Raw genomic sequence first — 23723 nt, forward strand, 5'->3', positions numbered from 1 at the left:
TCTGGTTTTCGCCCATTTACAGATAAAACCGATCCGAAAGCTGTAACCGCCCGTCAAAGCCATCGACAAGGGCAAAGTCCTCCGGACGGCCATTAAACAGCGGCACGATCTGCATCGCGTGGCAGTCATTGGCCATCGCAACCACATCGTCAAATAGCGGATGCACGTTCCAGCGCCGGAAATGCGCATGGCCCTTTTCAACCATCCTGCGCGCCTCGACCGGCATGAAGCCGGTAAAGATCACATGCGCATCACGGCCAAGCCGACCTTCCTGTTCCCATTTTTCAATCAGTTCGCCCGCCGTACCATATGTCCCGCATGGGGCGTGACACAAAAGCAATCTGGCATCCGGGTTAAAATCGCGCGCCTTATCCTTAAGATCGCGCAATTTACGGATCGCATCAAACGACACATAGTCCGATCCCCCGTCGCCCAGAACCTGTTTAACGCGCCCATAGCACCGCGCATCCATCGACCAGTCGGCCATGCCGTGTTTTTCAAACAGCAACGCCATTTCAGCCGCCCGCCCGCTCGGCGGTACAGGAAACAGGATCTGGCCATCAAGTTTGGACATCTTGGTCAAAAGCCCATCGATCCGCACCTGCTGTGTCAGGCGCTCCATACCATAGGACGCGTCCATCAAAACCGTCGCCGCGTCGGGCGGCGTGTCATACAGGAAGTAATCAAACTCCTTGCAGAAATCGCCGGTGTAAAGCACCCCGCCACCCAGTTCAAAATGCAGCCATACTCCGCCAAAGGCATGCCCGGTCCTCCCGGTCGTAACCGTCACACCGTCAACCTGGATTTCCCCATAAGGTGGCAGGATAATCACATTCGCACCGGCGGGTAATGACCGTGCCGTGACTTCGGTACAATAAATCGGCAGGCCTGCCGCAATAACTTCGGCCGCGGCCCCAATATGATCGACATGATCATGGGTAATGAAAACAGCGTTAACTTTATTGAGCCATGCCGGGTCAAAACCGCTGTCATTTTCCGGACCGACCCCGCAATCAAGCAGCCAGCGCCGGTTGAAAAACTCCAGCCGCAGACAGGCCGGGCCCTTTTCACCAAGTCCCGATAAAACACGCATCCGGGCAGACATCAGGCGGCCTCACCTTCTGAACGGTCAAAGACCCAGCCGTCGGAAATCACAAGCCCGACCGTCTCACCAATCCGTGCCCGTCTGGTTGCGTAAACCGGCAGGATCTGATCGGCACCGACCCTCACCTGAAGCCGGAACCGACCGCCCAGATAAACGCAATCCTCGACCGAACCGCGCAATGTCCCGGCTTCATCGACCCAGACATCTTCGGGCCGCAGGCAAAGACCAAGGTCCTGCCCGTCGCTGTTATTTGCCGCCTTCTGGCAAATCCGCGCATGGATCGCCGCCTCGCCCAACCGAACAGAACACCGCCCGGTTCCCCGCATGGAAACATCGCCAATCGGCAACACTGCCCCGGCCCCGACAAAGCCTGCGACCATATGATCGGCCGGTTCCCGGTAAAGGGTTTCCGGGGCCGCCACCTGACGAATGCGGCCCTTGTCCATCACGGCAATTCTGTCGGCCATTGCCATAGCTTCGGCCTGATCGTGGGTGACGTAAATCATCGTCGCCCCGGTCCGGCGATGAAAATCCAGAAACGCCTGCTGCATGGTTTCGCGCAAGTGAACGTCAAGGTTAGCAAGCGGCTCATCAAGCAACACCGCACGCGGCTCCATCACTAGACAGCGCGCCAGTGCCACCCGCTGTCGTTGCCCACCCGAAAGTTCCGTCGGGCTGCGATCGGCACAGGGTTCAAGAGCGACAATCGACAATGCCTCGGCAATTTTCGCATCGCGTTCCGCCCGGCCAAGCCCGCGGACCTCCAGCGGGTAACCGACATTTCGCGCGACCGACATATGCGGCCAAAGCGCATAGGACTGAAACACGATGCCAAGGTTGCGTGCTTCGGGATTGACCATCACCCCGTTGGCCGGATCGGCAACCGCCTGCCCGCCCAACGATATGGTGCCATGATCGGGCTCCTCGAACCCGGCCAGAAGACGCAGCAATGTCGTCTTGCCGCATCCTGATGGTCCCAAAAGGGCAACAAATTCGCCATCCTTGATATCAAGCGACACCTGATTGACCGCACGGTAATCGCCAAACGATTTGGTAATCCGCGAAAGATTTATGTCTGCCATGGCACAACTCCCTTGGGCAAACGGCGTGATGCCAGTTGAAAACAGGACATCAACGCAATAACGACCAGCACAACCAAAACCGCCACGGCCGAGGCTAGAACGGTGTCGCCACTGTCATCGAGATTGAAGATCAAAACACCCAGCGTCTCGTTCCCGGCCGACCACAAAAGGGCCGAAACCGTCAATTCGTTAAACGCTGTCAAAAACACAAGTAACGCGCCGGCTGCCGCCGACGGTGCCGCCAATGGCAGCAGGATATCGCGCAACCGGCGGCCAAGCCCGGCACCACATGCCTGTGCGGCTTCTTCTAATGCCGGATCAAGCTGGGAAAAACTGTTCATCACCGGGCGCAGTGCAATCACCAGGAACCGCGCCAGATAGGCGACAAAAATGATCGCGAGCGTGCCATAGAGACTGACATCAATCACCGGAATGCGGATGAACAGAAGAATGCAGGCAATCGCCAAAACCACACCGGGCAAGGCATAGGGCACCTCGACCAGAAGATTGACCATATGGGTCAACCGGGTTGGCCGCCGGACAATCACATAAGCCAGCGGCAAACAGATCGCGACCAGCGTCACCGCCGCCCCAACCGACAACATGAAACTGTTATGGAACGCGCGGATGGTCGATGGCTGAACAAACAGAACTTCGTAAAACGCATCGAAACTGTAATTGGCAAGGCTCAGCTTCACCCCGAATGCCGGAACCAGTGCGGTCGCAATAAGTGCCATCAATGGGATCACCAGAATGGCCATCAAAACCGCCCAAAGCACCGCTTCAACCAATGTCCGCCGCTGGCCCAACCGGATGTCAAGCGGCCGCCCAACCATCCCCATCAGACGATAATCGCGCTTGCCCAGTAACCGGTGATGCAACGCCACACCGCAAATCGCAATCGCCCCGATCAGCATCGCCAAGACCGATACCTCGCCCAGAACCGACGGACCAAATCCGGCCAGTTTCTGATAAATCAGGGTCGGCAATGTCGAATAATTGGCCGGTATCCCCAGCATTGCCGGAATACCGAAATTGCCAAGGGCCGTGACAAACGCCATCGCCGTTCCGGCAATCAAACCGGGGCTGGTCAGCGGCAGGATGATCTGCCACCACAACCGACCGCCACGCGCCCCCGCCAGACGGGCGGCTTCGATCTGTTCGCGCGGCAGCAGGCGCAAATTGGCCCGAAGGGTCAGAAACACGATCGATGCATGCTGAATCCCCAGCAACAGCGCAATCCCCTCTGCCGAATAGAACGGCTGGGGCGATCCCATCGCCGGTGCCATGCCCAGCGCATTCAAAAGAGCACTGCTCGGCCCGGTCAATTGCACCCATGCCAATGCCGTAATCTGCGGCGGGATCATCATCGGGATCATGAAACAGAAAACCAGAACCGCCTTGGCGCGGATATCTGTCAATGCGACCAGAAAGGCAAACGCCCCCCCGATCAGAAGCGAGATAATCGTGCCAAGCCCTGCGGTATAAAGACTGTTGACGGTCGCCCGCCAGGTCGTCGAACTGCCCAGCACATCGCGGATATAATCCGCACTTGGCACACCACCGATAAACACGCCCTCAATCGCAAGGCGCACAATCGGTAAAATCGAAATCACGAACACCGGCAATAAAAGCCATGGCAGCAACCGGTCCGAAGACCGGTTGCCAACCGTCGGGCTTGCAAAGCCGGGCATGAAGCCGCGAAGGCGACTTGCAGCCTGCATTATTCAGCCCCGAAAATGTCCGCGAACTTTTTCTTGTTCGCTTCTGCCTGTTCGAGTGCCACTGCCGGATTGAAATCCATCAGCTTGATGTCACTGCGTGCCGGGAAACCATCCGGAAGCGCCATATCGCCGCGTGCTGGGACATAACCCATATCCAGAACCAGTTCCTGCCCCTTGCTCGACAGAACGAAATCAACAAACTTGTGCGCCGCATCGACGTTTTTGGCGTCTTTCATGATCGCAACCGGCTCGGTCACATAGGTAACACCCTCGGTCGGAAAGACGAAATCAACCGGCGAACCTTCAGCCTTGCCACGGATCGCAAGGAAGTCGACAACCACGCCATACGGCTTTTCGCCCGACGCCACAGCCTTGAACACGCCGCCATTACCGCCCTGTGCGCGTGCTTCGTTGGCGGCCAGTGCCTGGTAATAATCCCAACCCAGTTCCTTGTTTTCCGTCAGGGTCGACAGGTGAATAAGCGCTGCACCGGAATAAAGCGGGCTTGGCATCACGACCTGATTTTTCATCGCCGGATCGGAAAGGTCCTTCCAGCTTTTCGGGGCTTTTTCAACACCGGTATTATAAACGATACCGGTCGTGATCAGCTTGGTGGAATAGTAATAGCCATCCGCATCATAAAGGGCGGCTTCATAGGCCGAGGCTTCGGGCGATTTATACGCCTGCAAAAGACCTTCGCCTTTCATGCCTTCCAGTGTCACGGTATCGGCAATCAGCAAAACATCCGGGCGCGGATCGCCAGCGGCGATCTCGGCGCGCAGCTTTGCCATCAGCTTGGTGGTGCCGTCACGCACCCATTCGACTTCAACATCCGGATAGGCGGCCTTGAAGGCATCGACGGTGGTCTGGGCATCCTGATTTGGCTGGCTGGTATAAAGAACCAGTTTCTCGGCAGACTGACCAACAACCGGCAGCATCATCGCCGCAGTTACCACGGCAGCAAGAAGAACGTTACGCATCATCCACATCCCTTGATTGCGTGGGGCGTACCGTTTGCGGCCACCCCGAAGGTTTCGTTCGAAAACAATCCGACGGGGACGCTATATGGATTTCGATTTCAGTTGTGTGACAAAGCAAAGAATTAAATGTTTCAACAAGTCTACCGGGCTTTTCAGGCATAGATAACCCTGTTTATACTTCCTGATATCGCGAAACACATACTTTCGAACGAAAGAATATCAAAGGAAACCAATGTCTGATCCAGTGCCTCTTGACCGCCGTCGCGACCGGATTGTCGCCCTTGTCAAATCCTGCGGCTTCATGGCGGTCGAGGAACTGGCACGCCGCTTTAACGTCTCGGTCCAGACAATCCGGACCGATCTGCGCGATTTGCAGGAACAGGGCCGGATTTTCCGCCGTCACGGGCTTGCTGGGCCAGCCCCCGATCCGGATAACTCGGCCTATGAAAAGCGTGAAGTCTGGAACCGCAGCGGCAAACGCGCCCTTGCCACAAAAATCGCCGACATCATCCCCGAGGGATGCACAATCGCCATTGGCACCGGCACCACCGCCGAACTGGCGGCCCAAAGCCTGGCTTCACACCGCAATCTTACGGTGCTGACCAATAATATCCATGTCGTGCTGACATTGCAGAACGCACCCAACGTCACGCTGCGCTTGGCAGGCGGAACCATTCGCACCCGCGATCTTGATATTATCGGGGCCGACAGCGCGGAATTTTTTGGCTCCTACCGCGCAGATTTCGGGATTGTCAGTGTCGGGGGGATGTCGGAAACCGGCGACCTTATGGACTTCAACATGGACGAAGTCCGCGCGCGGCGCGCCCTTGTCGCCTGCTGCGATCACCCGATCCTTCTGGTCGATGAAAAAAAAGTCGGTCGCAAGGCCCTTTGCCGGGATGGCCATGCATCAGATTTCAAAACCGTGCTGCTCAACACCGCCCCGGGCGATATCCTGCAGCAGCAACTGGTTCGAGGTCGATCACAGGTGATCGTCGCGAACTAGGGTTACGCTGCGCCCAAACACCCCGTCGCCGACAGTGTCGGCTCTTCGCAGACATTCAGATCGCGGCAAACATGCAGGGTATGGTTCGGTGCCACCGCGATCCAGCTATCACTTTCGGTATCAAGCGGCTCGGACACGACAATCACATGATCCCCGCGCTTGCGCCAGTAAAGCGATGGCGGCTTGTCATCGCTAGCATGACGGATGGCACAAACGCTTTCGCCATTTGACAGGCATGCGGTAAAGCGGAAGGGGGCGGTTGCCCCGCGGTCTTTCATTTCACGTTCGACAACCTCAATGGTTTTGCGGATCGCGCGATGCGGATCAGTGCGCAAACCGAATGTCAGCATCAGACAGAAAATCAGCTCGCTATCGGTCGTGCCATGGCGGGTTGCGTAAAATTCGTCATCAATCATCGCTTCGAGCACACGCCGCACCAGCGGATAATCGCCGATCTGGCCGTTATGCATGAAAAGGTAATTTTCATGCGCAAACGGGTGGCAGTTCGTGCGGCTGGTTTCAGTTCCCGTCGATGCCCGGACATGGGCGAAAAACATGCCCGATCGGATATGATGCGCAAGCGACCGAAGGTTCGGATCGTTCCAGGCTGGCAGGATTTCACGATAAAGGCCGGGTGTTTTGCGTTCGTCATACCAGCCGATGCCAAACCCATCGCCATTGGTCGGCGTCTTGGCCTGTTCGGCATGCAGGCTTTGCTCAACAAGGGAATGGCGTGGCTCGAACACCAGTTTTTCAAGATAAACCGGATCTCCGATATAGCTTAGCCAGCGGCACATATGACTTCCCTTGGTTGACGTTACGGCATGAAGCAGCGCGACGCGTTATCTATGCCGGGGAACTACATTACGGTCAATGTGATATTTACGGTTTTGGTCGATCTTCCTGACACCCTGCACAATCTTCCGGATACAGTTGGGGATGGATGATAAAAAGAACAATAAAGCACTTGCCAACCGGGGGGATTATCCGTATTTTCCGCGCCACAAAATGAATCGTGCTGATGTAGCTCAGCTGGTAGAGCGGCGCATTCGTAATGCGTAGGTCGTAGGTTCAAATCCTATCATCAGCACCACTATAACCCCGTCGGGCGAATAGCCCTGCGGGGTTTTTTGTTGTCTTTCCCTGCACGCGATTTGACGTTTTTTGTCACAACCTCCGGTGCTCCCCGTCCTTCTGGCATGTGAACCGTCGCAATCCTTGTGAAATCCGGTTCGGCGCAGGCATGCACCTTCCGCAGCGTTTCGCAAGTGCAACCAGGGGATTGTCAGCATGACCGACAAAGACCACCAGCCCAACAGCACTGTAAATGGCACCGCCAGCACCGATAACGGCAATAGTAATCCCCCCAAAAGCCCCTCCGTCGATAACTGGCCATGGGCGCATGTACTGGGTTTCGACACGGCAAAGGAATGGGGGCTTGATGCCGTTATTCCCCGCCCGTCTCCGGCATCTCCAAACCCTGATCCGTCCAACACTGCGGCTGGCGGCGACAATCCCGGTCCGCTTGACGGGCTGTCAGGCCATACGCCATTGGCGGGGCAGAACCTGATTGAGTACGCCATGCAGAAAATTGAACAGGCCTTGGGGCAGCCGATGCAGGCGGTTCCGCCTCTCTCATCCTATGGCTATGACGAATATGGCAACCTGACCACGACTGCGGGGTCGGCTTCACCGGTACCGGCATCTGCGCCTACGACGCCCCCCGCGACAGAAAACACGGCACCGAACACATCAACTGCCATACCAACGGACGAAGCTCCAACGGACACAGATGGCAGCATCAATGATCTGGCGAATGAAGAATTACCACGTGGTTTTGTGGCCCCCGGAGATACGACTGTCTCACCTGCCTCCCCGACCCGCGGGATGTCCAGCACCTCCGGCCCGCAATCCTATCGCGTCGATCTGATCCGCGAAGACGGCCGCACAACGCGGCTTGAAGGCATTGTAACTTATGGCGATCTGTATCGTCCGCTTTTGCCCGAACTTTCCGGCAATACACAGAATGCCGACATATCCGACTGGTCGATCACGCTTGATCAATTACCCAATCCCGGCCCCAGCGGCAGCGACACGGATGCCATTGTCACAGCCCGGCTTGATGCCGCCGAAATTCCGGCCGACATCCGGCAATGGTCTTTGTCGGTCGGGCCACAAAATATCAATACTGCGCGGCTGGCAATCGATATCCCCGCCACCCTGCCGTCACTGACGCGTGCCAGCATCATTGGCGGATTACCATCCAGCGAATGGCACATGGTCGCTGCAACACTTGCCGCGGGCGCTGAAAGCACGGACACCGGCACCCCGATCCAGGAAAGTACCGAACCCGTCGCCCCGGCAAGCCTTGGCATGGATCAGCAGCTTGGCAGCCCCGACAGCACGCAGGAACCCTACATCGCCACCCTGCGCATCACATCAGCGATCACCAGCACCCCGGCGTCGATCCCGGTCCAACTGCAATATACCGGCACCCTGCCAAGCCCGATCCTGCAGGGCGATGTGCCCCTCACGACGGAAAGCAGCCTGTCACTTCGCATGCAGGTCATCGCACCAACCGATGGCAAATCGGGTGCAACCCTTGTTGCACTGATCCTGCGCGGGGCTGCGTCGGGCTTCTCAGTCACGGCACAGTTGCGCGGTGATCAGAAAATCTCGACCCCGACCGCGATGCTCGGTTGCGTTGATCCGGGGCAGGATACCGAATGCCGTGCCGAAAGCATGATCGCCAATGCGACCTCCAGCCTGCAAACCAGCCTGATCAGTATCACCGATGCCCCCGATGATGACGGGCTCGCCGCCTATGGCTTCGTCCTGCCCGCCCCGTCGGGTGACGACGACACCGACAACACCGTCCAGGCAGCAAAATCCGCCAAAGCGGATGATCCGGCGCCGACACCCCCGGCCAAAACGCCCCCGGCAAAAGGCAAGAGCAAGGCCGTGACTCCAGACACCACCACCGCCACAGACGACACAGACGGTGCCAAGAATGCTGACGATGCCGGAGGGACCGATGACACCAGCGGCACCACCGACAACAACACTGGAAAACCGGACAAGGGAGCCTCCTGATGACAAGCGGCCCGAACTTTCCCGGCGTCGAAACGGCAAGCAGCAAAAAGGATGCGGTGAAAAAGGCCTTCAATCAGGAATATCAGGCTACCATGAAGGCAATGGCAAATGCCGCTGATCGCGCCCGCGCCCAAATTCTTGATCAAAAGCTTGCCGCGGCCAGCCATTCCAGGTCAACACAGGATGCCAAGGCTGCAGTCGCGCAATCCCCATCATCCGGTCAAAGCCCCGCCAAATCAGGCGGCGCAACAGGCAGCACGCCCCCGTCCGATCCCGGCGCGATGGTTATGATCGAAATCGCCAATGAACTGCGTCGAATCATCGTCGCGGAAATCGACATGCGCATGAACCATCTCGCCAGACAGGTCGAAGAGGCAATTGCAAGCTCGCTTTCCGCCACGCCAGAGGATGCGACATCGTCGCCGGTCAAAACCGATGATCAGGTCCCGACCGACACCGCCGCAGACACCTCGGCGAAGCCTGATACCTCAGCCACACCCCTGGCTCAAACGGAACCAGCATTGCCCGAAAGCTCCCCGGATCCCCAACCACCGGAAAAGGAATGATTCGGCATTTTGCCAAAAGTTGCAAAACACCTCTCCGACACGCCACCAGAAGAAGGGGCACACTACCCCAACGGGAATGCAGATAAAGCGGATAAAAAACAATAACTTGAAATAAAAGTGATGCAATTTTTCATCTCGAGAATACAACAACTTTAGATTGCATTTTTCTTTTTATTCACAATTCAAACTGCACACCGTCATAATAGTCGCGAGAGACCTAAACAGCCTTTGGTTGTAATCTTTCTGAGGAGGGGTCCGAAGTGCAGTACGAAAAAAATAGCGAACCGGGACGATCGGAATTATCGGAGAACGAAATCACGTTCGCCAAATCACTAGATGATGCCTTGGAAAGGGCATTAGGGACAGGAGACAATGTAACATCCATCTGGTCGCATCTCAAAGACGAGCAACGCGCCAGACTGGCTGCGGACTACCTGGCCGCCCTTGATAACAATTCACGTAAAAGTTGTAATTTCGAGAATACGACCCAACCAGATCCTACCCCGCAGGAACCGCAGGCCGCCACAGAGCCCCCCGCCATTCCCCGCGGATATCCGGCAAACTTCAATCCTTTGGCCGGCTTACCAGGGCTGGAGCCATCATCCAACGGACCGAGCCCGACCGATATCATTGCAGGCAGTCTCGGCAACTTTGGCGGCATGCCCGGCATGAACGGATTTGCCGGATTAAACGGTCTGGCTGCCCCCGGAAACCCGATGAACCAGATGCAGCGATCCTTGCAGGATGCAATGTCGCTACTGGGCGATCTCGGTTTCGAACAACCCGCCCCCTGCCAACCACTTGGCACACCGCAATCTTCCCCCGCCCATGCAAGATCATGGCAACCCGATCCATTCGAAAACGCAGACGCCTCCGGCATGGAACCGGCTGCCCCAAATTTCTGGCCGCTCTGGATGGATCAACAGGACAGCCTTCTGAAACAATGCCTGAAACTGATGTCGGGCAATATGGACGACGCGCAGGATGCATTGTCGGAAGCCATGCTCAAGGCATCGGTCAAGTTCGAAGATTCCATGGACGAAATCCGCAATCACCGCGCCTGGCTTTCCCGGATCGTACATAATGCCTGCATCGATCTGCACCGCCAGAACCGACGCAAGGCGGAATACAAGGAAGAAAACCACGGCACCGCGGATGCCGCCCTCCCGCCGATTTCCGGTCGCAACGAACCCAGCCCCGAGGAATCCTTCCTCGCGACCGAAATGTTCGACCACCTTGAACGCGCCTTGCGCGCCCTTCCCGAAAAATTGCGCAAGCCACTTCTGATGCGATGTGTCGAAGACCGCAGCTATGACGATATCGCGGACAATCTCGGACTAAGCAACTGCGCCGTTCGTAAACGCGTCCAGCTTGCCCGCGATCATCTGCGCGGTGCCGGTATTCAGTAACCGCACCCTGATCCGCAACCCGGGCAGAAGGGCAAATGCCGTTCTGCCCGTTTTAAGACCGGCCTGAAAATGTCAGGCCTCCAAAAGACTTATCAAAGCCTTTTGCTGGCAAAAAAATTCACCCGTCCCGTCACAAGCCCGAATTGCCAGCGTCGATAGGATGAATTCGGGACGGAGAAACCCCGTCAGGATTTCCACCGCAAGCAGCATACGAAGGAGTTTTGAAATGGCGATTCCGACCCCGGTAAACGGTCAAATCACCGATGCCGTCACCCAGGCAAACGTCAAGGTGCTCGGTGATGCCCCTGCTATGGCCATGGGCTCTATCTTCCAGTCTCTGGCACATTCCACGGGCATTCTCTATGAAAATGCCGTCAGCGCCCAGCAGCAGCTTGGTATTGCATCCCAGGCCGCCACCAACCAGGGCGTCATCCAGATCTATTCGGTCGACACCATGGCCGATGCCGTCGCGACCTCGAAAATCGCGCAAAGCGATGTCCCCGACAACATGCTTTCGCTTCTGACCACGCTTCAGGCTGTCAAAAGCTAAGCCGCTTCCTCGAAGACCTCCCCGATTGGGCGGCCCGTTTTCCGACCGGCCGCCCAATATCGTTTCCCGGTAATTTTGCCCGCAGTTTTTGGCGGTTTGGCGTCACAAAGGCCCATCGTCCCCGTCAAATGACTGATCGCCGCGCACCACGCGGAACGGGCCGGTTTCCGGCATATTTTTCCAGGCAACCAGGAGACAGATTATGGCTGATAATACCCCGGTCAATGGCATGATTACCGATGCAGTGACCCAGGCCAATGTCAAAGTACTGGGCGATGCACCGGCCATGGCCATGGGCTCGCTGTTTCAGTCGCTGGCACATTCCCACGGCATTCTCTATGAAAATGCCGTCAGCACCCAGCAGCAGGTCGGCATCTCGTCGCAGGCTGCAACCAACCAGGGCGTCATTCAGGTCTATTCCGTCGACACCATGGCTGGTGCCGTCGCAACGCAGAAAATCGCCACCAGCGATGTTCCGGACAACATGCTTGCATTGCTGTCCGCCCTGAAGGCAACCACCGGCACCGCAGTGTCGTAATCCTTCATTGGTTTCGCCGCCCGAACCGGCCCGGCATGCAAAAGCTTGCCGGGCTTTTTTTGCGTCACAAATTTCGTCCTTCACCGTCATTGCGGTGTAATCCACGCGCCAGCCAAGGAGACCGTGATGGCACCGGCAAAAACCGACCCGTCCGACACCAATCCCGACGCAACCAAAATCGCCGACGCGATGATCAACCTGCAGGATGAGGTATCCCACCAGATCAGTGATGCTGTCAGTCTGGTCAACGTTGGCACCATCGGCATCGGCCCGGCTTACGCCACCCTGCAGGCCATGCTGGCCCAGTCACAGGCGCAGGGTGTTCTGATGGCCAATATGGTTTCCGGTCAACGGCAGCTCTCGATGACTGGCATGGCGACCCTGACCAAAAGCATCGAACAGATGATGTCGCGTCCTAACCGATAAGGATCAAAACGATGAGCTCTCCGCGCGAAGTCGACGAACAGATCACCGATGGCGTGACCCAGACCAACACTACCGTCATTGGCACCGCGCCGGCCATGGGAACCATGCAGACCTACCTGTCGCAGGCACAGGCACAGGGCGTACTGTTTGCCAACATGGTCAACGAACAGCAACAGCTTGCGGTGGCCAGCCTGGCAACCACCATGGAATGCGCCCGCAATACGCTGGCCATCGGAGACAAGGGCCCAAAGTCCTAAGGGGGGATGACAGCGGGACAGCAAAGCGCCCCCCCACCCTCAAGAGCGCACCGCCCCCCGCCCCCGTACCACCACCGGAAGATCCCGACAAACATGTCGAGCTGACCGACGAGGAACTCAAACGTCAGCAGGAAGAATACGAAAAACAGAGACAGGCCCAGCAATAGGAACATTTTAACCGGCGCGCCGGTTCTGATCGTGCCTGCGGGCACCCATCCAAGGCAAAGGCATGATGTCATGAGCGATATCGTCAATCCGCAAATCACCGATGCCGTGACACAGACCAACGTCAAGGTGCTGGGCGAAAGTCCTGCACAGGCGGTATCGATCGCCCTGCAATCGCATTCCCATGCAACGGGTCTGGCCATGGAAAACGCCACCCTGACACAGGGAAACATGCAACAGGTCGCCAATACCGCAACTTCGAAGCTGGTGGCAATGATCACCGCCCAGGCCGGTGGCTAAGGAACGCCCCGTTCGGGAATTTTGTCACAAAGATCAATCATCTGCGTCAAAACGGGTACGGTCATCGTGACCGCCAAATCGGAGGAAGAAATGGCTATTCCAACCCCAGTGAACGGTCAGATCACAGATGCGGTGACCCAGACATCGGTCAGCGTTCTCGGCTCGGCCCCGGCGAACGCCATGGGCATGATCTATCAAAGTGCCGCCCACTCGACATCGATCCTGTTCCAGAATGCCATTCAGGCCCAGCAACAGGCTTCCATGTGCTCGCAGGCTGCCACCAATATGGGTGTCATGCAGCTTTATTCGGTCAATACCATGGCCGGGGCACAGGCAACCGCCAAGATGTCGCGATCGGACAACAGCAATACACTTCTGACCCTTTTGGTCATTTTGGCAGCAACTCGCCGTTAGGCAGAATTCGGATGTCACGCGCCGTGCGTGTTATCCGAAGATTTCAGTGAGGGCGTGACATGGCAGACAACACCCCGGTTAATTCCCAGATTACGGACGCGGTCACACAGACCAACGTCAAGGTTCTGGGCGAAGCTCCGGCACAGGCAATGGGGCTCGTGTATCAGACGATGGCACATTCCATCAGTCTTTCGATGCAGAACGCCATGCAAACCCAGGGCGGCCTGCAACAGATTGGCAACGCCGTAACTTCCAGCGCGTGTCGCATGATCCTCGACAGCACCGGTGGCGGCATGGGTGGCGGCGGAAAAACCTGACGCTGCCAACATACGCACCACGCCCGAATACCCGGAAAGTTTACGCCCTGAATTTGAAAATGCCCCGTTAACGCAATGAGGCCCGTCATGGCAGATGATACCGATCCCAACGCATCCAATACGGCTGATAGCAGCACCCCGCCCGCCGCCGGTGCGGACAGTTCGACGGATACCTCCACAGACGGCTCACCGGGAAGTTCGGCAGCAAGCCCCTCTTCGGATGGGGCGTCGAGCCCGGGATCCTCTGGGGCATCGGGTGAATCTTTCGATAGCCCGTCTTCGACCAACAATCCCCCGTCGGGTGGCGGCGGCACCAGTTCACCCCCACTTAGCACCGCCCTTAATCCGCAAATCGTCCAGGCGGTCGGCACGACAAATCATGCCGTACTGAACGGTGCTGGTCCGGGCGCAAACGGGATTGCCTATCAAAAGGTCGCACAGGCCGCCGCCTATGCCGTACAGGACAGCACCGATTACATGCGCAACATCATGTCGATGGCATCCGCCACAACCGGTGTGGCCCTGCAAAAAATGCTGGTGGAAAAGAAGACCGATCCCTACGCCGATATCATCAAGGCAGCGACACAGGCTGTCACCGACGCCCAGCAGACATTTACCAGCGTCGGCACCGCTTCAAGCAGCGTGGTCAAGGATTTCGACAGTATGGCGTAAGCTTTGGCTTACGCCCAAAGGAAATCACCCGGCCTGCATCAACTGGATGCGTTCGCAGGCTTCCTTGAAGTCGGGCGCAAACAGTTTCAGGCTCAAACCTGTTCCCTGAAGCTCGAATGCACCCATTTCCTCTGTCGGACAGGAAATGAATTTTGCCACCTGATGGCTGACCAGAACCCGCTTGTTAAGCTGCTTGGTCAGTTGCTCGATCCGGGCGGCCTCGTTGGCCGCTTGCCCGATCACGGTAAAGTCGACACGATCAGGCACGCCGACATTGCCGTAAATCACATCACCGACATGCATGCCAAGGCCATAGTCAAAGGCGGGTAAACCGCTTTCTTCGCGCTGACTGTTCAATTGATCAATATTGATCTGTGCTTCGGCCGCGGCATAAACCGCCGCCGTACAGGCCTGCTCCAGATCCTGTTCATCCTCGCGGATCGGGAAAATCGCCAATGTCGCATCCCCGATATAACGCAAAACCTGCCCGCCATGTTTCAGGACCGCACCGGCAGTCGCGGCAAAGAAATCGTTCATTTCGCCGAGAAATGCGTCATCGCCGACGCTGGCGGCAACCGATGTCGAATTTCGCATATCCGAAAACCAGATCACCGCACGCGTCTTCGTACTGTCGCCCAGTTTGATCTGCCCATCACGCACCCGCTGCCCGGCGTCCGACCCCAGATAGGTCTGAAGAATGGTTTTGGTTTCTTCATGCATGATCCGCATCTTGCACGACACGGCAAAACGGCGCTGGATCGCCGACAGGATCGCCAGATCCTCGTCGGTAAAGCCACTCGGGCGGCGCGTCATATAGGTCATGAAGATACGGTTCGTACCAAGCGTGCTGTCACGATCCGTAGTGAACGGCGTCATCAGCGCCAGATAATCCGTCCCGCCGGTTTTGCGGAAAGTCTGCAAAACATTGAAATCAAGGATCGCACCGGGCCCGATCAGATGTCGGCGCATGAATGTGACATCGTTGTCCGACATCCACTTCATCGGACTTTCAAGCCAGTCGGGGTTCTTTTCGCGCACATCAAGATGTAGCGACCGCTCGACCCGCCCCTGATCCTTTGACCAGATATAGGAAACCCCTTCATACAGCGGATGCAGGGTCTTGAACCCGACCATGACGCGTTCGATCGGAATACCCGCCGCGACAAGTCGTGACACCATGCCTTCGACAATCGCGTCAATATCGGTATCTTCCAACGCACGTTCCATCAGCCAGTCATTGACCGCCCGCACAAAACCGCCGCCTGACAGGGCACTGTTCGTCCCCGGCAGCGATGTAACATTGTTCGTGGGTTTCGCGTTTTCCGACATGACGGGCTCCGTCCAATTCTTACGCTAATATGACACCGCATAAATGGGACAGGCTTGCGATTTCGCAATCGCAAAATCGCAAAAACTGCTCTGACCGGTATTATTCCTGACAAAATCGGGGCAAGCCAGCGAAACCTTAGTTACCTGCGATAAAGAATTAATGGGCAATCGGCGGTAGATAAATCCGGGCCAAAAGCCCACCAGACGGCGCATCTTCAAGATAAATTTCGCCACCATGGGCCCGGATGGCGGTGCGGGCAATCGCAAGTCCAAGCCCGATACCGCCCGTTTCACGATTGCGCGAGGATTTAAGCCGGAAGAACGGCTCGAACACCTGATCGCGCTGATCGGACGGGATACCCGGCCCGTCGTCACTGACTTCAATCCATATGCCACCATCATCGGCGGGCTTTAGCAACACTTCGACCTGATCGCCAAATGTCAGGGCATTTGAAATCAGATTGCCAAGGGCGCGCTTGATCGAAAGCGGACGACACGGATAAACCCGCGGCTCGCCATCACCAAGGAATTGGATCGGGCGACCGGTTTCAGCCAGATCCTCGACCGCCGCCTCTATCAGGGCAGCGATATCAATCTTGCGGGTCGCTTCGTTGGCCGTTTCCTCGCGGGCAAAGGTCATTGCCGCTTCGACCATCTGTTCCATTTCGTTTAGCGTTTCGATGATCCGCGACCGGTTTTCGGCATCCTCGACAAATTCCGCCCGCAGGCGCAGGGACGTGATCGGGGTGCGCAAATCGTGCGAAATCGCCGCCAGCATCCGGGTACGATCCTCGACAAAGCGCTTCAGCCTTGCGGTCATACGGTTAAATGCCTTTGCCGCACGGCGGATTTCAATCGGGCCGTTTTCCGGAACCGGTTCGGGATAATCGCCGCGTCCTACCCGGTCGGCTGCCTGCGCCAGAACCGCCCAGGACCGCGTCATGCGGCGCGCCAGGAAGAACGCGATAAATCCGATCAGGATCGCGGAAATCGTAATCCGCAAGATATTTTGCAACACTACGCGCGGCGGCGGAGCCACTCCGTTAATTCGCGCCTCCAGCCAGACAACAGGTTGCGCCGCGCCGGATGCCGATGCTGTCGGCCCTGCACCGTTTGCACCACCATCTGCCGTCACCCCCACCGGGAAAATTGGAACGCTGATCTGCATTAACGGTGCGGCGACACAATCCAGATGATCAAAGAAGCGCGGGCCGACATGACCTTGGCGATAATATCCATTTTCCTTGCGCCAATCCTTGCCGCGATCCCTTTCCTTGCCACCATCGTCGTCATCATGATGTTTTTTGCGGTTCTTTTTCTCGCGCTCCTCGACCGCGTGACAGTCATCCTCCGACAGGATATGAACACGCGCCGGCACCGCCGGCCCGTCAAGCGCCTGATTAAGCCGCTCGCTCAGCGTATAACTGATATCTGACATCGGCAGACTGTTATCGGGATTATCAACCAGACGCATGATGCTTTGCGGCGACTGACCGACTTTCAAGACATCGCGCCAGTTCTCCGATGGCGTTGCCGCCAGAATGCGCGAAATCGCTGCCACCCGCGCCAATGCCCCGCCGCGCCGTTCGCTCAGCAATGCGTCGCGACGCTCTTCCGCCAAAAGCAGTCCCAGAACAACATGGGTAAGAACCACGGCACCAAGGATCAGCAAAACCAGTTGCCCGACCAGCGTCTGCGGCCACAAACGGGAGATGAAACTGCGCCGTTTCATTTCTTCACCACATCGCAGGTAAACATATATCCCCCGCCCCAGACGGTTTTGATCAGGGTCGGGTTTTTGGGATCGGGTTCGATCTTTTTGCGCAGGCGGCTGACCTGATTATCGATGCTGCGGTCAAACGGAATGGCCTCACGCCCCTTGGTCAGGTCCAGCAACTGGTCGCGGTTAAGCACCATATTGTGGTGATCGACAAAGGCACATAGCAGGGCAAACTCACCGGCACTAAGCGGCACCACAACATCGTTCTCGTCACGCAATTCATGCCGCGTACGATCCAGTATCCAGCGATCAAAACTGATTTCACCCCCGGCCTTCTGGCCGCGCCGCCCGCTTGGCAAACTTTGCGCCCGCCGAAGAACCGCCTTGATCCGTGCGAGCAATTCACGCGGGTTGAACGGCTTTGCCAGATAATCATCAGCCCCCATTTCAAGGCCGATGATACGGTCGGTTTCCTCGCCAAGAGCGGTCAGCATCACGACCGGCACATCATAATTCTCGCGCAGCCACCGGCAGAGGCTCAACCCGTCTTCGCCAGGCATCATCAGATCCAGAACGATCAGATCAGGCAAAACATTTTCGCCCATCAGCTTGCGCAGTTCACGCCCGTCGGACGCCAGCGTCACGCGATATTCGTGCTGGCGCAAATAACGCCCCAGCAGATCGCGAATATCGCGGTGGTCATCAACGACAAGAATATGGGCCGGATCACTCATTAAGCTGTGCCTGTGTTTTCGATAATCTCTGATCGCAGCTTATCGCGCCGGATGTCCCATCAAAAACAGCAATTTGTATCAGATTGTCGCAAAAACCCGTTTTGGTAGACATTGCGACCATTTCCCCGGTTTACCGGGATCATTTCGCGACAAATCAGCGTCATAAAGGCCTCAGCCAAACAAAACGTCCCCCAACGAAAAGAGGCCCCCATTGACCCGTAACAGCAAACTTAAAATCGCATCCCTTCTGATCGCGACCAGCATTGTCGCAACCCCGTTTGCAACTGCCATTGCATCGGGCGGCGATCATCGCCCCTGGCAGATGAGTGACGATGACCGCGGCGATGGTCCGAAATTTGGTAAACATGACGGCGACCATCACAAGGGCATGTACAGCAAACACGGCATGCGCCGCACCACCCCGCTGACCATTGACGAGGCCCGTATTCTGGTCGATGCAATGCTGCTGCGTCGTGGCGCCACCGATCTTAAAACCGGCGATGTCGAACTGGTCGATGACGGCAAGGAAATCGAAATTACCCTGCTGAATACCAATGGCGATGTCATCGATACCGTAACCTTCGATGCCAAATCGGGTCGCCCGGATCGTGGCGAGATGCGCGACATGCATCGCATGATGCCCAAACCCGACCGTGAAGATCGCTTTGACCGTCGCTTCACCACCGAACAGATGACCCTTCTTGCCAGTGCCATGGTGATCCGGTTTGGCGGCGGCGAACTGACACTGGGCGAAATCAAGGAAACACCACGTGGCACCTATATGGCGACCGTCACCAACAAAGCTGGCGATATCGTGCGCGAAATGGAACTCAGCCGCGTAACCGGCCGCCCGATCAGCTAACCGCGGTCGGCCCGAACGGTCCGAACTGTTCCTTAGAATTCCTTCGCCCCAACTCCCTTTGTCCGGGTTCGTCCCCCACCCAACCGATAGCCCGGACAACACTGGCGCCCCCAACATTCCCCCGGGGGCGCCACTTTTTTGGGCCACCTGTCGATCTGCCGACCGGCCATACCCATTCCTTTCCCGCTTTCACTGCCCCGATCAATCGACACTCTGATTTGATGCCTCAAACATCTCCGATACCGCCATTTCGCATCAATTTTGGTTTGACGCGCTTCAGATCCCTGATCATTCTGCGTTTTTAGAAACCAAGAAGCTGCGTCATGATCGCCACCAACCTTTTGCCCATCCCACGTACCGCACTTGAAACCGACATTCCCGCGATCACAAAACTTTGGCAGGAAACCGGGCTTTATCGCCCCTATAATCCGCCGGAATGGGATGTGCGTTTTGCGCTTTCGGATCGCAATTCGACCCTGATGGTATGGGAAGATATCAACAATACTATCATCGCCACCGTGATGGTCGGCCATGACGGGCATCGCGGCTGGATTTATTATCTGGCCGTCGCGCCGAGCCATCAGAAAACCGGGCTTGGCAAAAAGCTGGTTGCCATCGGCGAGGACTGGCTGCGTAACCGTGGGGTCTGGCGGATGCAGTTGATGGTGCGATCAGAAAACAGCACGATGCAGGATTTCTATCGCCATCTTGGCTATCGCGCACTTGATGTCACCGTCATGCAAAAAGATATCGACATCCCGCCCGCTGACCGCTGAGAAAAAGAAACAGCTGTTAAGGTGCCACCGGCTGCCCGTGCGGCGTTCGTTCAGGGCTGTTACTGTTGTCGCCTCGATCATCGCGCGTAATTGCCAGTGACGCCCGCGCAATGCGGCGTGCACGTTCATATAAGCGGTTGATACGCTCGACCAGCGCAACTTCTGTGCGGTAACGGCGGATATCGGCATCTCTTGGGCCGATCTCGTCGCTGATGCGGCGCAGGGTAACATCCATTTTTTCGATGAACTCGCCCTTGCGGGCCAACACACGATTGGCGGCTTCGACATCATCACTGGCAAAGGCCGTCAGTGCCTGTTTAAGGCATTCTTCAGAAAAAGTGAATAATTCGGACATTTTTTCACGGCTATCTAATAATGGCAGATTGCGTTCGGCTAACAATCTGCCAACCAGCTCGGTCATTTCCTCGCTGATAATATCGCCGATAGCCTCCAGATGATTGCTGATCGCAAGCTTGTTTAACAGCCGGTTCTGATCCGATGGCAGCAATTCCGAATGGCGCAGTTTTCCGGCGAACCGCGCAATCGCATCCTGAAGGCTGTCAACCCCGTCATCAAGTTCGGCAATCTTTTCAAGTTTCTCAAGTGTCGGGTTTTGCATGGTTTCACGCCCACGCCTTACAACATCGCACACGATATCGCCCATATGCATGACCTCGTTACGCAGCAGCATCAGCGCGGCAGACGGGGTATCGGCGATGTCGTCGACCAGAAATTTTGGCGCAGGATCAAGCGGGGGTTCAAACACATCGTGCACTGGCACGCATTTTTCGATCAACCGTGCAATCCATGGCACGAAACCGATCATGATTACCACATTGGCAATGTTGAAAATGCTGTGCGCATTGGCAATTTCACGCGCAATATCAACCTGCCCACCGTTTTCACCCAGCGATATGACACGCACGATATCGGCCAGTTGCGGAATAAACGGCAACCAGACCAACACCCCGACCACGTTAAAGAACACATGCCCAAGGGCGGTACGCATCGCATCGCGGTTCTTGCCGATTGTCACCAGAAGCGCTGTGACACAGGTACCGATATTGGCCCCGAAAATCAGCGCAATCCCGCCTTCCAGCGGCACCAGTCCCTGCCCGGCCAGCACAATGACAATACCGGTCGTCGCCGCGCTTGATTGCACCAGTGCGGTAAAAAGTGCCGCAATCATGATCCCGATCAGCGGATTGGTCATTTGCGCCATCAGATCAATGAAGGGCGCATAGGTGCGAAGCGGTTCCATCGCATCGCTCATCATGCCCATGCCAAAGAACAAAAGCCCCGTTCCCAGCAACGCCCGCCCGGCAAGCGACCAGCCACGATGGGGAACGAAGCTCATGACGCCAAAACCGACCGCAATCATCAGCGGTGCGATTGCATCAATCCGAAAGGCAATAATCTGTGCGGTCAGCGTACTGCCGACATTCGCCCCCATGATCACCGCAATCGATTGCCCGAACCCCATCAACCCGGCCGACACAAAACCGACCACCAGAACGGTGGTAACACTGGAAGACTGGACAAGTCCGGTCATCGCCGCACCGGAAAGGGCCGCCATAAACCGGTTTCGCGTCATTTTCGCAAGGATCGCGCGCAATCTCCCCCCAGCCAGCGTTTTAAGCGCTGTCGCCAGATGATCCATGCCATACAGGAAAAGGGCAAGCCCGCCCAAAAGACCAATCGCCATCCAGCCCGGATGCAATTCCGACACCGCGGGATCATTGGCTGCCGCAAGAATGCCGTGCATCGGAAGAACGGCCAGCAGAACTGTCAGAACGGATAAAAAGGCAGATAAGCGAAGGAATGACATCGGCACGGAACCTGCCATAAACTATTGATATGCCATCATAGCACACAGAAATCCCGCGTATAGATCAGACTGGATTACCCCGATGTGCCCGCCCCGAACTGGCACGAAAGGATGCGCATATCGGCACGACATTATCCCATCGCGCAAACAGGAATTCCGCGATTTACTGGCGCAGTTACGCAGTGAAATCGCGGAACGATAATTCCTGCAGATTATTGTGCCGCAATCCGATCCGATTTTACCGATGCCAGACGTTTGCGCAGCACGGCAATCTGATCTTCTGTCAGGCGCAAACCAAGTTTCGAACGACGCCAGACAAGGTCTTCGACGCCACGCACCCATTCCTGATCAATCAGGTAACGGACTTCGGCTTCATACAAATCATGACCATAACAAACGCCAAGGTCAGCGATGCTGTTGCAACCATCAAGCAGCTTTTCGATCCGGCTGCCATAGGCGCGAACCAATCGTTTCAGGGTTGCGGCTGGCAACCAGTCATAACGGATACCATAGGATTTCAGGGCCTTTTCAAAGGATCTATCGGGCAAATCACCACCGGGCAGAACCTCGCCCGAAGTCCAGGGACGATCGGCCACGCCAAGCTGTTTTGAAATCAGTTGCAAGGCATGTTCGGCCAGTTTGCGATAGGTGGTGATTTTACCGCCGAACACATGCAGCGCCGGGGCTTTGCCCCGCCCGGATTCAAGTTTCAGCGTATAATCGCGCGAGACTTTCGAGGCGTTGGTAACTTCGCCGTCTCCCGCATACAGCGGGCGCACACCGGAATAGGACCAGACAACATCCATCGGTGAAATCGGCGTTTCGAAATAATCACCAGCCAGCTTGCATAGGTAATCGACTTCGTCAGCACTGATTTCAACCTTGGCCGGGTCGCCGGTAAAATCGACATCGGTGGTACCGATCAGGGTAAAATCATCCTGATAGGGAATGGCGAAAACGATGCGGCCATCCGGGTTCTGGAAAATGTAGCAATGATCATGATCGAACAGTTTCGGAACCACGATATGGCTCCCCTTGACCAAACGGATGTTCGCCTTGGTTTCGGCCTTAACCACACCGTTTTCAGGATCGATCAGCGAAGCACACCACGGCCCGGCGGCATTGATCAGCATCTTGCCACCAACAATGCGCTCGGCACCGCTATCGCGATCATGCAGGATCACCTGCCATTTGCCATCCTGCTGGGTTGCACCGACACATCGGGTGCGTGTCAGGATTTCGGCACCGCATTCGCGGGCATCCATGGCGTTCAGGACCACAAGCCGCGCATCATCGACCCAGCAATCGGAATAGACAAATGCCTTTTCCATCCCGGTCTTGAGCGGCTGCCCCGCAACGTGCTTGCGCAGGGAGATACCTTCGCTTCCCGGCAGTTTTTTACGGCCACCAAGATGATCATACAAAAACAGGCCAAGGCGGATCATCCATGCCGGGCGCAGGCCGGGAACATGAGGCAGAACAAACCGCAACGGCCAGATGATATGCGGCGCATTGCCCAAAAGGACTTCGCGTTCGCTCAGCGCCTCGCGTACCAGACGGAATTCATAATGCTCAAGATAACGCAGGCCGCCATGGATCAGCTTGGTACTGGCCGAAGACGTGGCACTTGCGAGATCGCTCATTTCGCACAGCAGGACCTTCAGCCCGCGACCGGCCGCATCACGGGCGATCCCCGCCCCGTTGATTCCGCCGCCGACGATGATCAGATCATATTCCGAATGGTTCTGCATGGCATGAATTCCGCGCTTTAGTTTCGATATTAACCATAAAATATTTCATTTTCGAAAATTTTCAAGCACTGAATTGTGACAATTTGTAGTCACATGATACCTGACGCCACAGTTACTCC

General features: G+C 56.5%; 24 protein-coding genes and 1 tRNA gene. 15 read left to right on the forward strand and 10 right to left on the reverse strand.

The annotated features are described in order from the left end of the window. Nucleotides 1–16 precede the first annotated feature (16 nt). Genes R1T41_RS21505 through R1T41_RS21520 form a run of 4 tightly spaced genes read right to left on the reverse strand, consistent with a single transcriptional unit; the run spans nt 17 to nt 4894 of the window. Nucleotides 17–1105 (reverse strand): MBL fold metallo-hydrolase, encoded by a 1089-nt coding sequence (locus R1T41_RS21505; RefSeq protein WP_317339171.1) that lies wholly within the window; start codon nt 1103–1105, stop codon nt 17–19. Further along, the gene (locus R1T41_RS21510; RefSeq protein ID WP_317339173.1) at nt 1105–2187 is read right to left on the reverse strand and encodes an ABC transporter ATP-binding protein; all 1083 of its coding nucleotides are present in this window, start codon (nt 2185–2187) and stop codon (nt 1105–1107) included. Before R1T41_RS21510 ends, R1T41_RS21505 begins: the two co-directional genes overlap by 1 nt. Next, nucleotides 2175–3911 (reverse strand): iron ABC transporter permease, encoded by a 1737-nt coding sequence (locus tag R1T41_RS21515; RefSeq protein ID WP_317339174.1) that lies wholly within the window; start codon nt 3909–3911, stop codon nt 2175–2177. The genes R1T41_RS21510 and R1T41_RS21515 overlap by 13 nt, the downstream gene beginning before the upstream one ends. After that, nucleotides 3911–4894 (reverse strand): ABC transporter substrate-binding protein, encoded by a 984-nt coding sequence (locus R1T41_RS21520; protein ID WP_317339176.1) that lies wholly within the window; start codon nt 4892–4894, stop codon nt 3911–3913. Before R1T41_RS21520 ends, R1T41_RS21515 begins: the two co-directional genes overlap by 1 nt. Before the next feature lie 229 nt (nt 4895–5123). On the opposite strand from R1T41_RS21520, the gene R1T41_RS21525 reads away from it, so the two are divergent. Continuing rightward, nucleotides 5124–5897 carry a DeoR/GlpR family DNA-binding transcription regulator gene (locus tag R1T41_RS21525; protein WP_062959553.1) on the forward strand — a complete coding sequence of 258 codons (774 nt, stop codon included), beginning with the start codon at nt 5124–5126 and terminating at the stop codon, nt 5895–5897. 2 nt (nt 5898–5899) lie between these two features. On the opposite strand, the gene R1T41_RS21530 is transcribed toward R1T41_RS21525, so the two are convergent. Then, nucleotides 5900–6694, reverse strand: coding sequence for a class II glutamine amidotransferase (locus R1T41_RS21530; RefSeq protein ID WP_097052426.1), 795 nt, complete (start codon nt 6692–6694; stop codon nt 5900–5902). Nucleotides 6695–6914: 220 nt separating this feature from the next. Between R1T41_RS21530 and R1T41_RS21535 the strand changes: the two genes are divergently transcribed. The 12 genes from R1T41_RS21535 (at nt 6915) to R1T41_RS21590 (ending at nt 14604) form a co-directional block, all read left to right on the forward strand. Further along, a tRNA-Thr gene (locus tag R1T41_RS21535) sits at nt 6915–6990 on the forward strand. A gap of 197 nt (nt 6991–7187) precedes the next feature. After that, nucleotides 7188–8990, forward strand: a complete 1803-nt coding sequence (locus R1T41_RS21540) for a hypothetical protein (protein ID WP_317339178.1) — start codon at nt 7188–7190, stop codon at nt 8988–8990. After that, entirely contained in the window at nt 8990–9556 is a 567-nt protein-coding gene (locus tag R1T41_RS21545; RefSeq protein WP_317339180.1) for a hypothetical protein, read from the forward strand. Before R1T41_RS21540 ends, R1T41_RS21545 begins: the two co-directional genes overlap by 1 nt. Before the next feature lie 260 nt (nt 9557–9816). Continuing rightward, nucleotides 9817–10965, forward strand: a complete 1149-nt coding sequence (locus R1T41_RS21550; protein ID WP_317339182.1) for an RNA polymerase sigma factor — start codon at nt 9817–9819, stop codon at nt 10963–10965. Between the two features lie 226 nt (nt 10966–11191). Continuing rightward, nucleotides 11192–11515, forward strand: coding sequence for a RebB family R body protein (locus R1T41_RS21555; RefSeq protein ID WP_062952013.1), 324 nt, complete (start codon nt 11192–11194; stop codon nt 11513–11515). A gap of 202 nt (nt 11516–11717) precedes the next feature. Next, nucleotides 11718–12053 (forward strand): RebB family R body protein, encoded by a 336-nt coding sequence (locus tag R1T41_RS21560; protein WP_062952012.1) that lies wholly within the window; start codon nt 11718–11720, stop codon nt 12051–12053. A gap of 126 nt (nt 12054–12179) precedes the next feature. Beyond that, the gene (locus R1T41_RS21565) at nt 12180–12479 is read left to right on the forward strand and encodes a RebB family R body protein (protein ID WP_062952011.1); all 300 of its coding nucleotides are present in this window, start codon (nt 12180–12182) and stop codon (nt 12477–12479) included. Between the two features lie 11 nt (nt 12480–12490). Next, the gene (locus R1T41_RS21570) at nt 12491–12736 is read left to right on the forward strand and encodes a RebB family R body protein (RefSeq protein ID WP_062952010.1); all 246 of its coding nucleotides are present in this window, start codon (nt 12491–12493) and stop codon (nt 12734–12736) included. 237 nt (nt 12737–12973) lie between these two features. Beyond that, nucleotides 12974–13201 carry a RebB family R body protein gene (locus R1T41_RS21575; protein WP_062952008.1) on the forward strand — a complete coding sequence of 76 codons (228 nt, stop codon included), beginning with the start codon at nt 12974–12976 and terminating at the stop codon, nt 13199–13201. 90 nt (nt 13202–13291) lie between these two features. Then, nucleotides 13292–13615: a RebB family R body protein gene (locus tag R1T41_RS21580; protein WP_062952177.1), complete on the forward strand. Its 324-nt coding sequence runs from the start codon at nt 13292–13294 to the stop codon at nt 13613–13615. Between the two features lie 59 nt (nt 13616–13674). Further along, nucleotides 13675–13932, forward strand: coding sequence for a RebB family R body protein (locus R1T41_RS21585; protein ID WP_062952007.1), 258 nt, complete (start codon nt 13675–13677; stop codon nt 13930–13932). A gap of 87 nt (nt 13933–14019) precedes the next feature. Then, nucleotides 14020–14604: a hypothetical protein gene (locus tag R1T41_RS21590; RefSeq protein ID WP_317339186.1), complete on the forward strand. Its 585-nt coding sequence runs from the start codon at nt 14020–14022 to the stop codon at nt 14602–14604. Nucleotides 14605–14628: 24 nt separating this feature from the next. Here R1T41_RS21590 and R1T41_RS21595 read toward each other — a convergent pair whose 3' ends face one another. From R1T41_RS21595 to R1T41_RS21605, 3 genes are all read right to left on the reverse strand, one after another. Next, the gene (locus R1T41_RS21595) at nt 14629–15933 is read right to left on the reverse strand and encodes an adenylate/guanylate cyclase domain-containing protein (RefSeq protein ID WP_062952006.1); all 1305 of its coding nucleotides are present in this window, start codon (nt 15931–15933) and stop codon (nt 14629–14631) included. A gap of 157 nt (nt 15934–16090) precedes the next feature. Then, entirely contained in the window at nt 16091–17665 is a 1575-nt protein-coding gene (locus R1T41_RS21600) for an ATP-binding protein (protein ID WP_317339188.1), read from the reverse strand. Continuing rightward, on the reverse strand, nt 17662–18387 hold the full coding sequence (locus R1T41_RS21605; RefSeq protein ID WP_062959560.1) for a response regulator: 726 nt from the start codon (nt 18385–18387) through the stop codon (nt 17662–17664). The genes R1T41_RS21600 and R1T41_RS21605 overlap by 4 nt, the downstream gene beginning before the upstream one ends. A gap of 211 nt (nt 18388–18598) precedes the next feature. Here R1T41_RS21605 and R1T41_RS21610 point away from each other — a divergent pair, with 211 nt between their 5' ends. Further along, the gene (locus R1T41_RS21610; protein ID WP_317339190.1) at nt 18599–19249 is read left to right on the forward strand and encodes a hypothetical protein; all 651 of its coding nucleotides are present in this window, start codon (nt 18599–18601) and stop codon (nt 19247–19249) included. Nucleotides 19250–19572: 323 nt separating this feature from the next. Beyond that, a complete protein-coding gene (locus R1T41_RS21615; RefSeq protein WP_317339191.1) occupies nt 19573–20025 on the forward strand; it encodes a GNAT family acetyltransferase in 453 nt (150 codons plus the stop codon). A 16-nt stretch (nt 20026–20041) separates the two neighbouring features. On the opposite strand, the gene R1T41_RS21620 is transcribed toward R1T41_RS21615, so the two are convergent. Both R1T41_RS21620 and glpD read right to left on the reverse strand, forming a co-directional pair. Continuing rightward, nucleotides 20042–21853, reverse strand: a complete 1812-nt coding sequence (locus R1T41_RS21620) for a Na/Pi cotransporter family protein (RefSeq protein ID WP_317339194.1) — start codon at nt 21851–21853, stop codon at nt 20042–20044. Between the two features lie 212 nt (nt 21854–22065). After that, on the reverse strand, nt 22066–23604 hold the full coding sequence (glpD, locus tag R1T41_RS21625; protein ID WP_317339196.1) for a glycerol-3-phosphate dehydrogenase: 1539 nt from the start codon (nt 23602–23604) through the stop codon (nt 22066–22068). Nucleotides 23605–23723 lie beyond the last annotated feature (119 nt).

This window comes from Thalassospira lucentensis (genome assembly GCF_032921865.1).
GTDB lineage: Bacteria > Pseudomonadota > Alphaproteobacteria > Rhodospirillales > Thalassospiraceae > Thalassospira > Thalassospira lucentensis_A.

Bases quoted from the DNA above. Each gene is read 5' to 3' on its own strand.
- R1T41_RS21525 (WP_062959553.1), top strand. From the start codon at position 5,124: ATGTCTGATCCAGTGCCTCTTGACCGCCGTCGCGACCGGATTGTCGCC.
- R1T41_RS21605 (WP_062959560.1), bottom strand. From the start codon at position 18,387: ATGAGTGATCCGGCCCATATTCTTGTCGTTGATGACCACCGCGATATT.
- R1T41_RS21560 (WP_062952012.1), top strand. From the start codon at position 11,718: ATGGCTGATAATACCCCGGTCAATGGCATGATTACCGATGCAGTGACC.
- R1T41_RS21505 (WP_317339171.1), bottom strand. From the start codon at position 1,105: ATGTCTGCCCGGATGCGTGTTTTATCGGGACTTGGTGAAAAGGGCCCG.
- R1T41_RS21545 (WP_317339180.1), top strand. From the start codon at position 8,990: ATGACAAGCGGCCCGAACTTTCCCGGCGTCGAAACGGCAAGCAGCAAA.
- R1T41_RS21585 (WP_062952007.1), top strand. From the start codon at position 13,675: ATGGCAGACAACACCCCGGTTAATTCCCAGATTACGGACGCGGTCACA.
- R1T41_RS21515 (WP_317339174.1), bottom strand. From the start codon at position 3,911: ATGCAGGCTGCAAGTCGCCTTCGCGGCTTCATGCCCGGCTTTGCAAGC.
- R1T41_RS21580 (WP_062952177.1), top strand. From the start codon at position 13,292: ATGGCTATTCCAACCCCAGTGAACGGTCAGATCACAGATGCGGTGACC.
- R1T41_RS21530 (WP_097052426.1), bottom strand. From the start codon at position 6,694: ATGTGCCGCTGGCTAAGCTATATCGGAGATCCGGTTTATCTTGAAAAA.
- R1T41_RS21540 (WP_317339178.1), top strand. From the start codon at position 7,188: ATGACCGACAAAGACCACCAGCCCAACAGCACTGTAAATGGCACCGCC.
- R1T41_RS21520 (WP_317339176.1), bottom strand. From the start codon at position 4,894: ATGATGCGTAACGTTCTTCTTGCTGCCGTGGTAACTGCGGCGATGATG.
- R1T41_RS21620 (WP_317339194.1), bottom strand. From the start codon at position 21,853: ATGTCATTCCTTCGCTTATCTGCCTTTTTATCCGTTCTGACAGTTCTG.
- R1T41_RS21510 (WP_317339173.1), bottom strand. From the start codon at position 2,187: ATGGCAGACATAAATCTTTCGCGGATTACCAAATCGTTTGGCGATTAC.
- glpD (WP_317339196.1), bottom strand. From the start codon at position 23,604: ATGCAGAACCATTCGGAATATGATCTGATCATCGTCGGCGGCGGAATC.
- R1T41_RS21600 (WP_317339188.1), bottom strand. From the start codon at position 17,665: ATGAAACGGCGCAGTTTCATCTCCCGTTTGTGGCCGCAGACGCTGGTC.
- R1T41_RS21575 (WP_062952008.1), top strand. From the start codon at position 12,974: ATGAGCGATATCGTCAATCCGCAAATCACCGATGCCGTGACACAGACC.
- R1T41_RS21555 (WP_062952013.1), top strand. From the start codon at position 11,192: ATGGCGATTCCGACCCCGGTAAACGGTCAAATCACCGATGCCGTCACC.
- R1T41_RS21565 (WP_062952011.1), top strand. From the start codon at position 12,180: ATGGCACCGGCAAAAACCGACCCGTCCGACACCAATCCCGACGCAACC.
- R1T41_RS21590 (WP_317339186.1), top strand. From the start codon at position 14,020: ATGGCAGATGATACCGATCCCAACGCATCCAATACGGCTGATAGCAGC.
- R1T41_RS21570 (WP_062952010.1), top strand. From the start codon at position 12,491: ATGAGCTCTCCGCGCGAAGTCGACGAACAGATCACCGATGGCGTGACC.
- R1T41_RS21595 (WP_062952006.1), bottom strand. From the start codon at position 15,933: ATGTCGGAAAACGCGAAACCCACGAACAATGTTACATCGCTGCCGGGG.
- R1T41_RS21615 (WP_317339191.1), top strand. From the start codon at position 19,573: ATGATCGCCACCAACCTTTTGCCCATCCCACGTACCGCACTTGAAACC.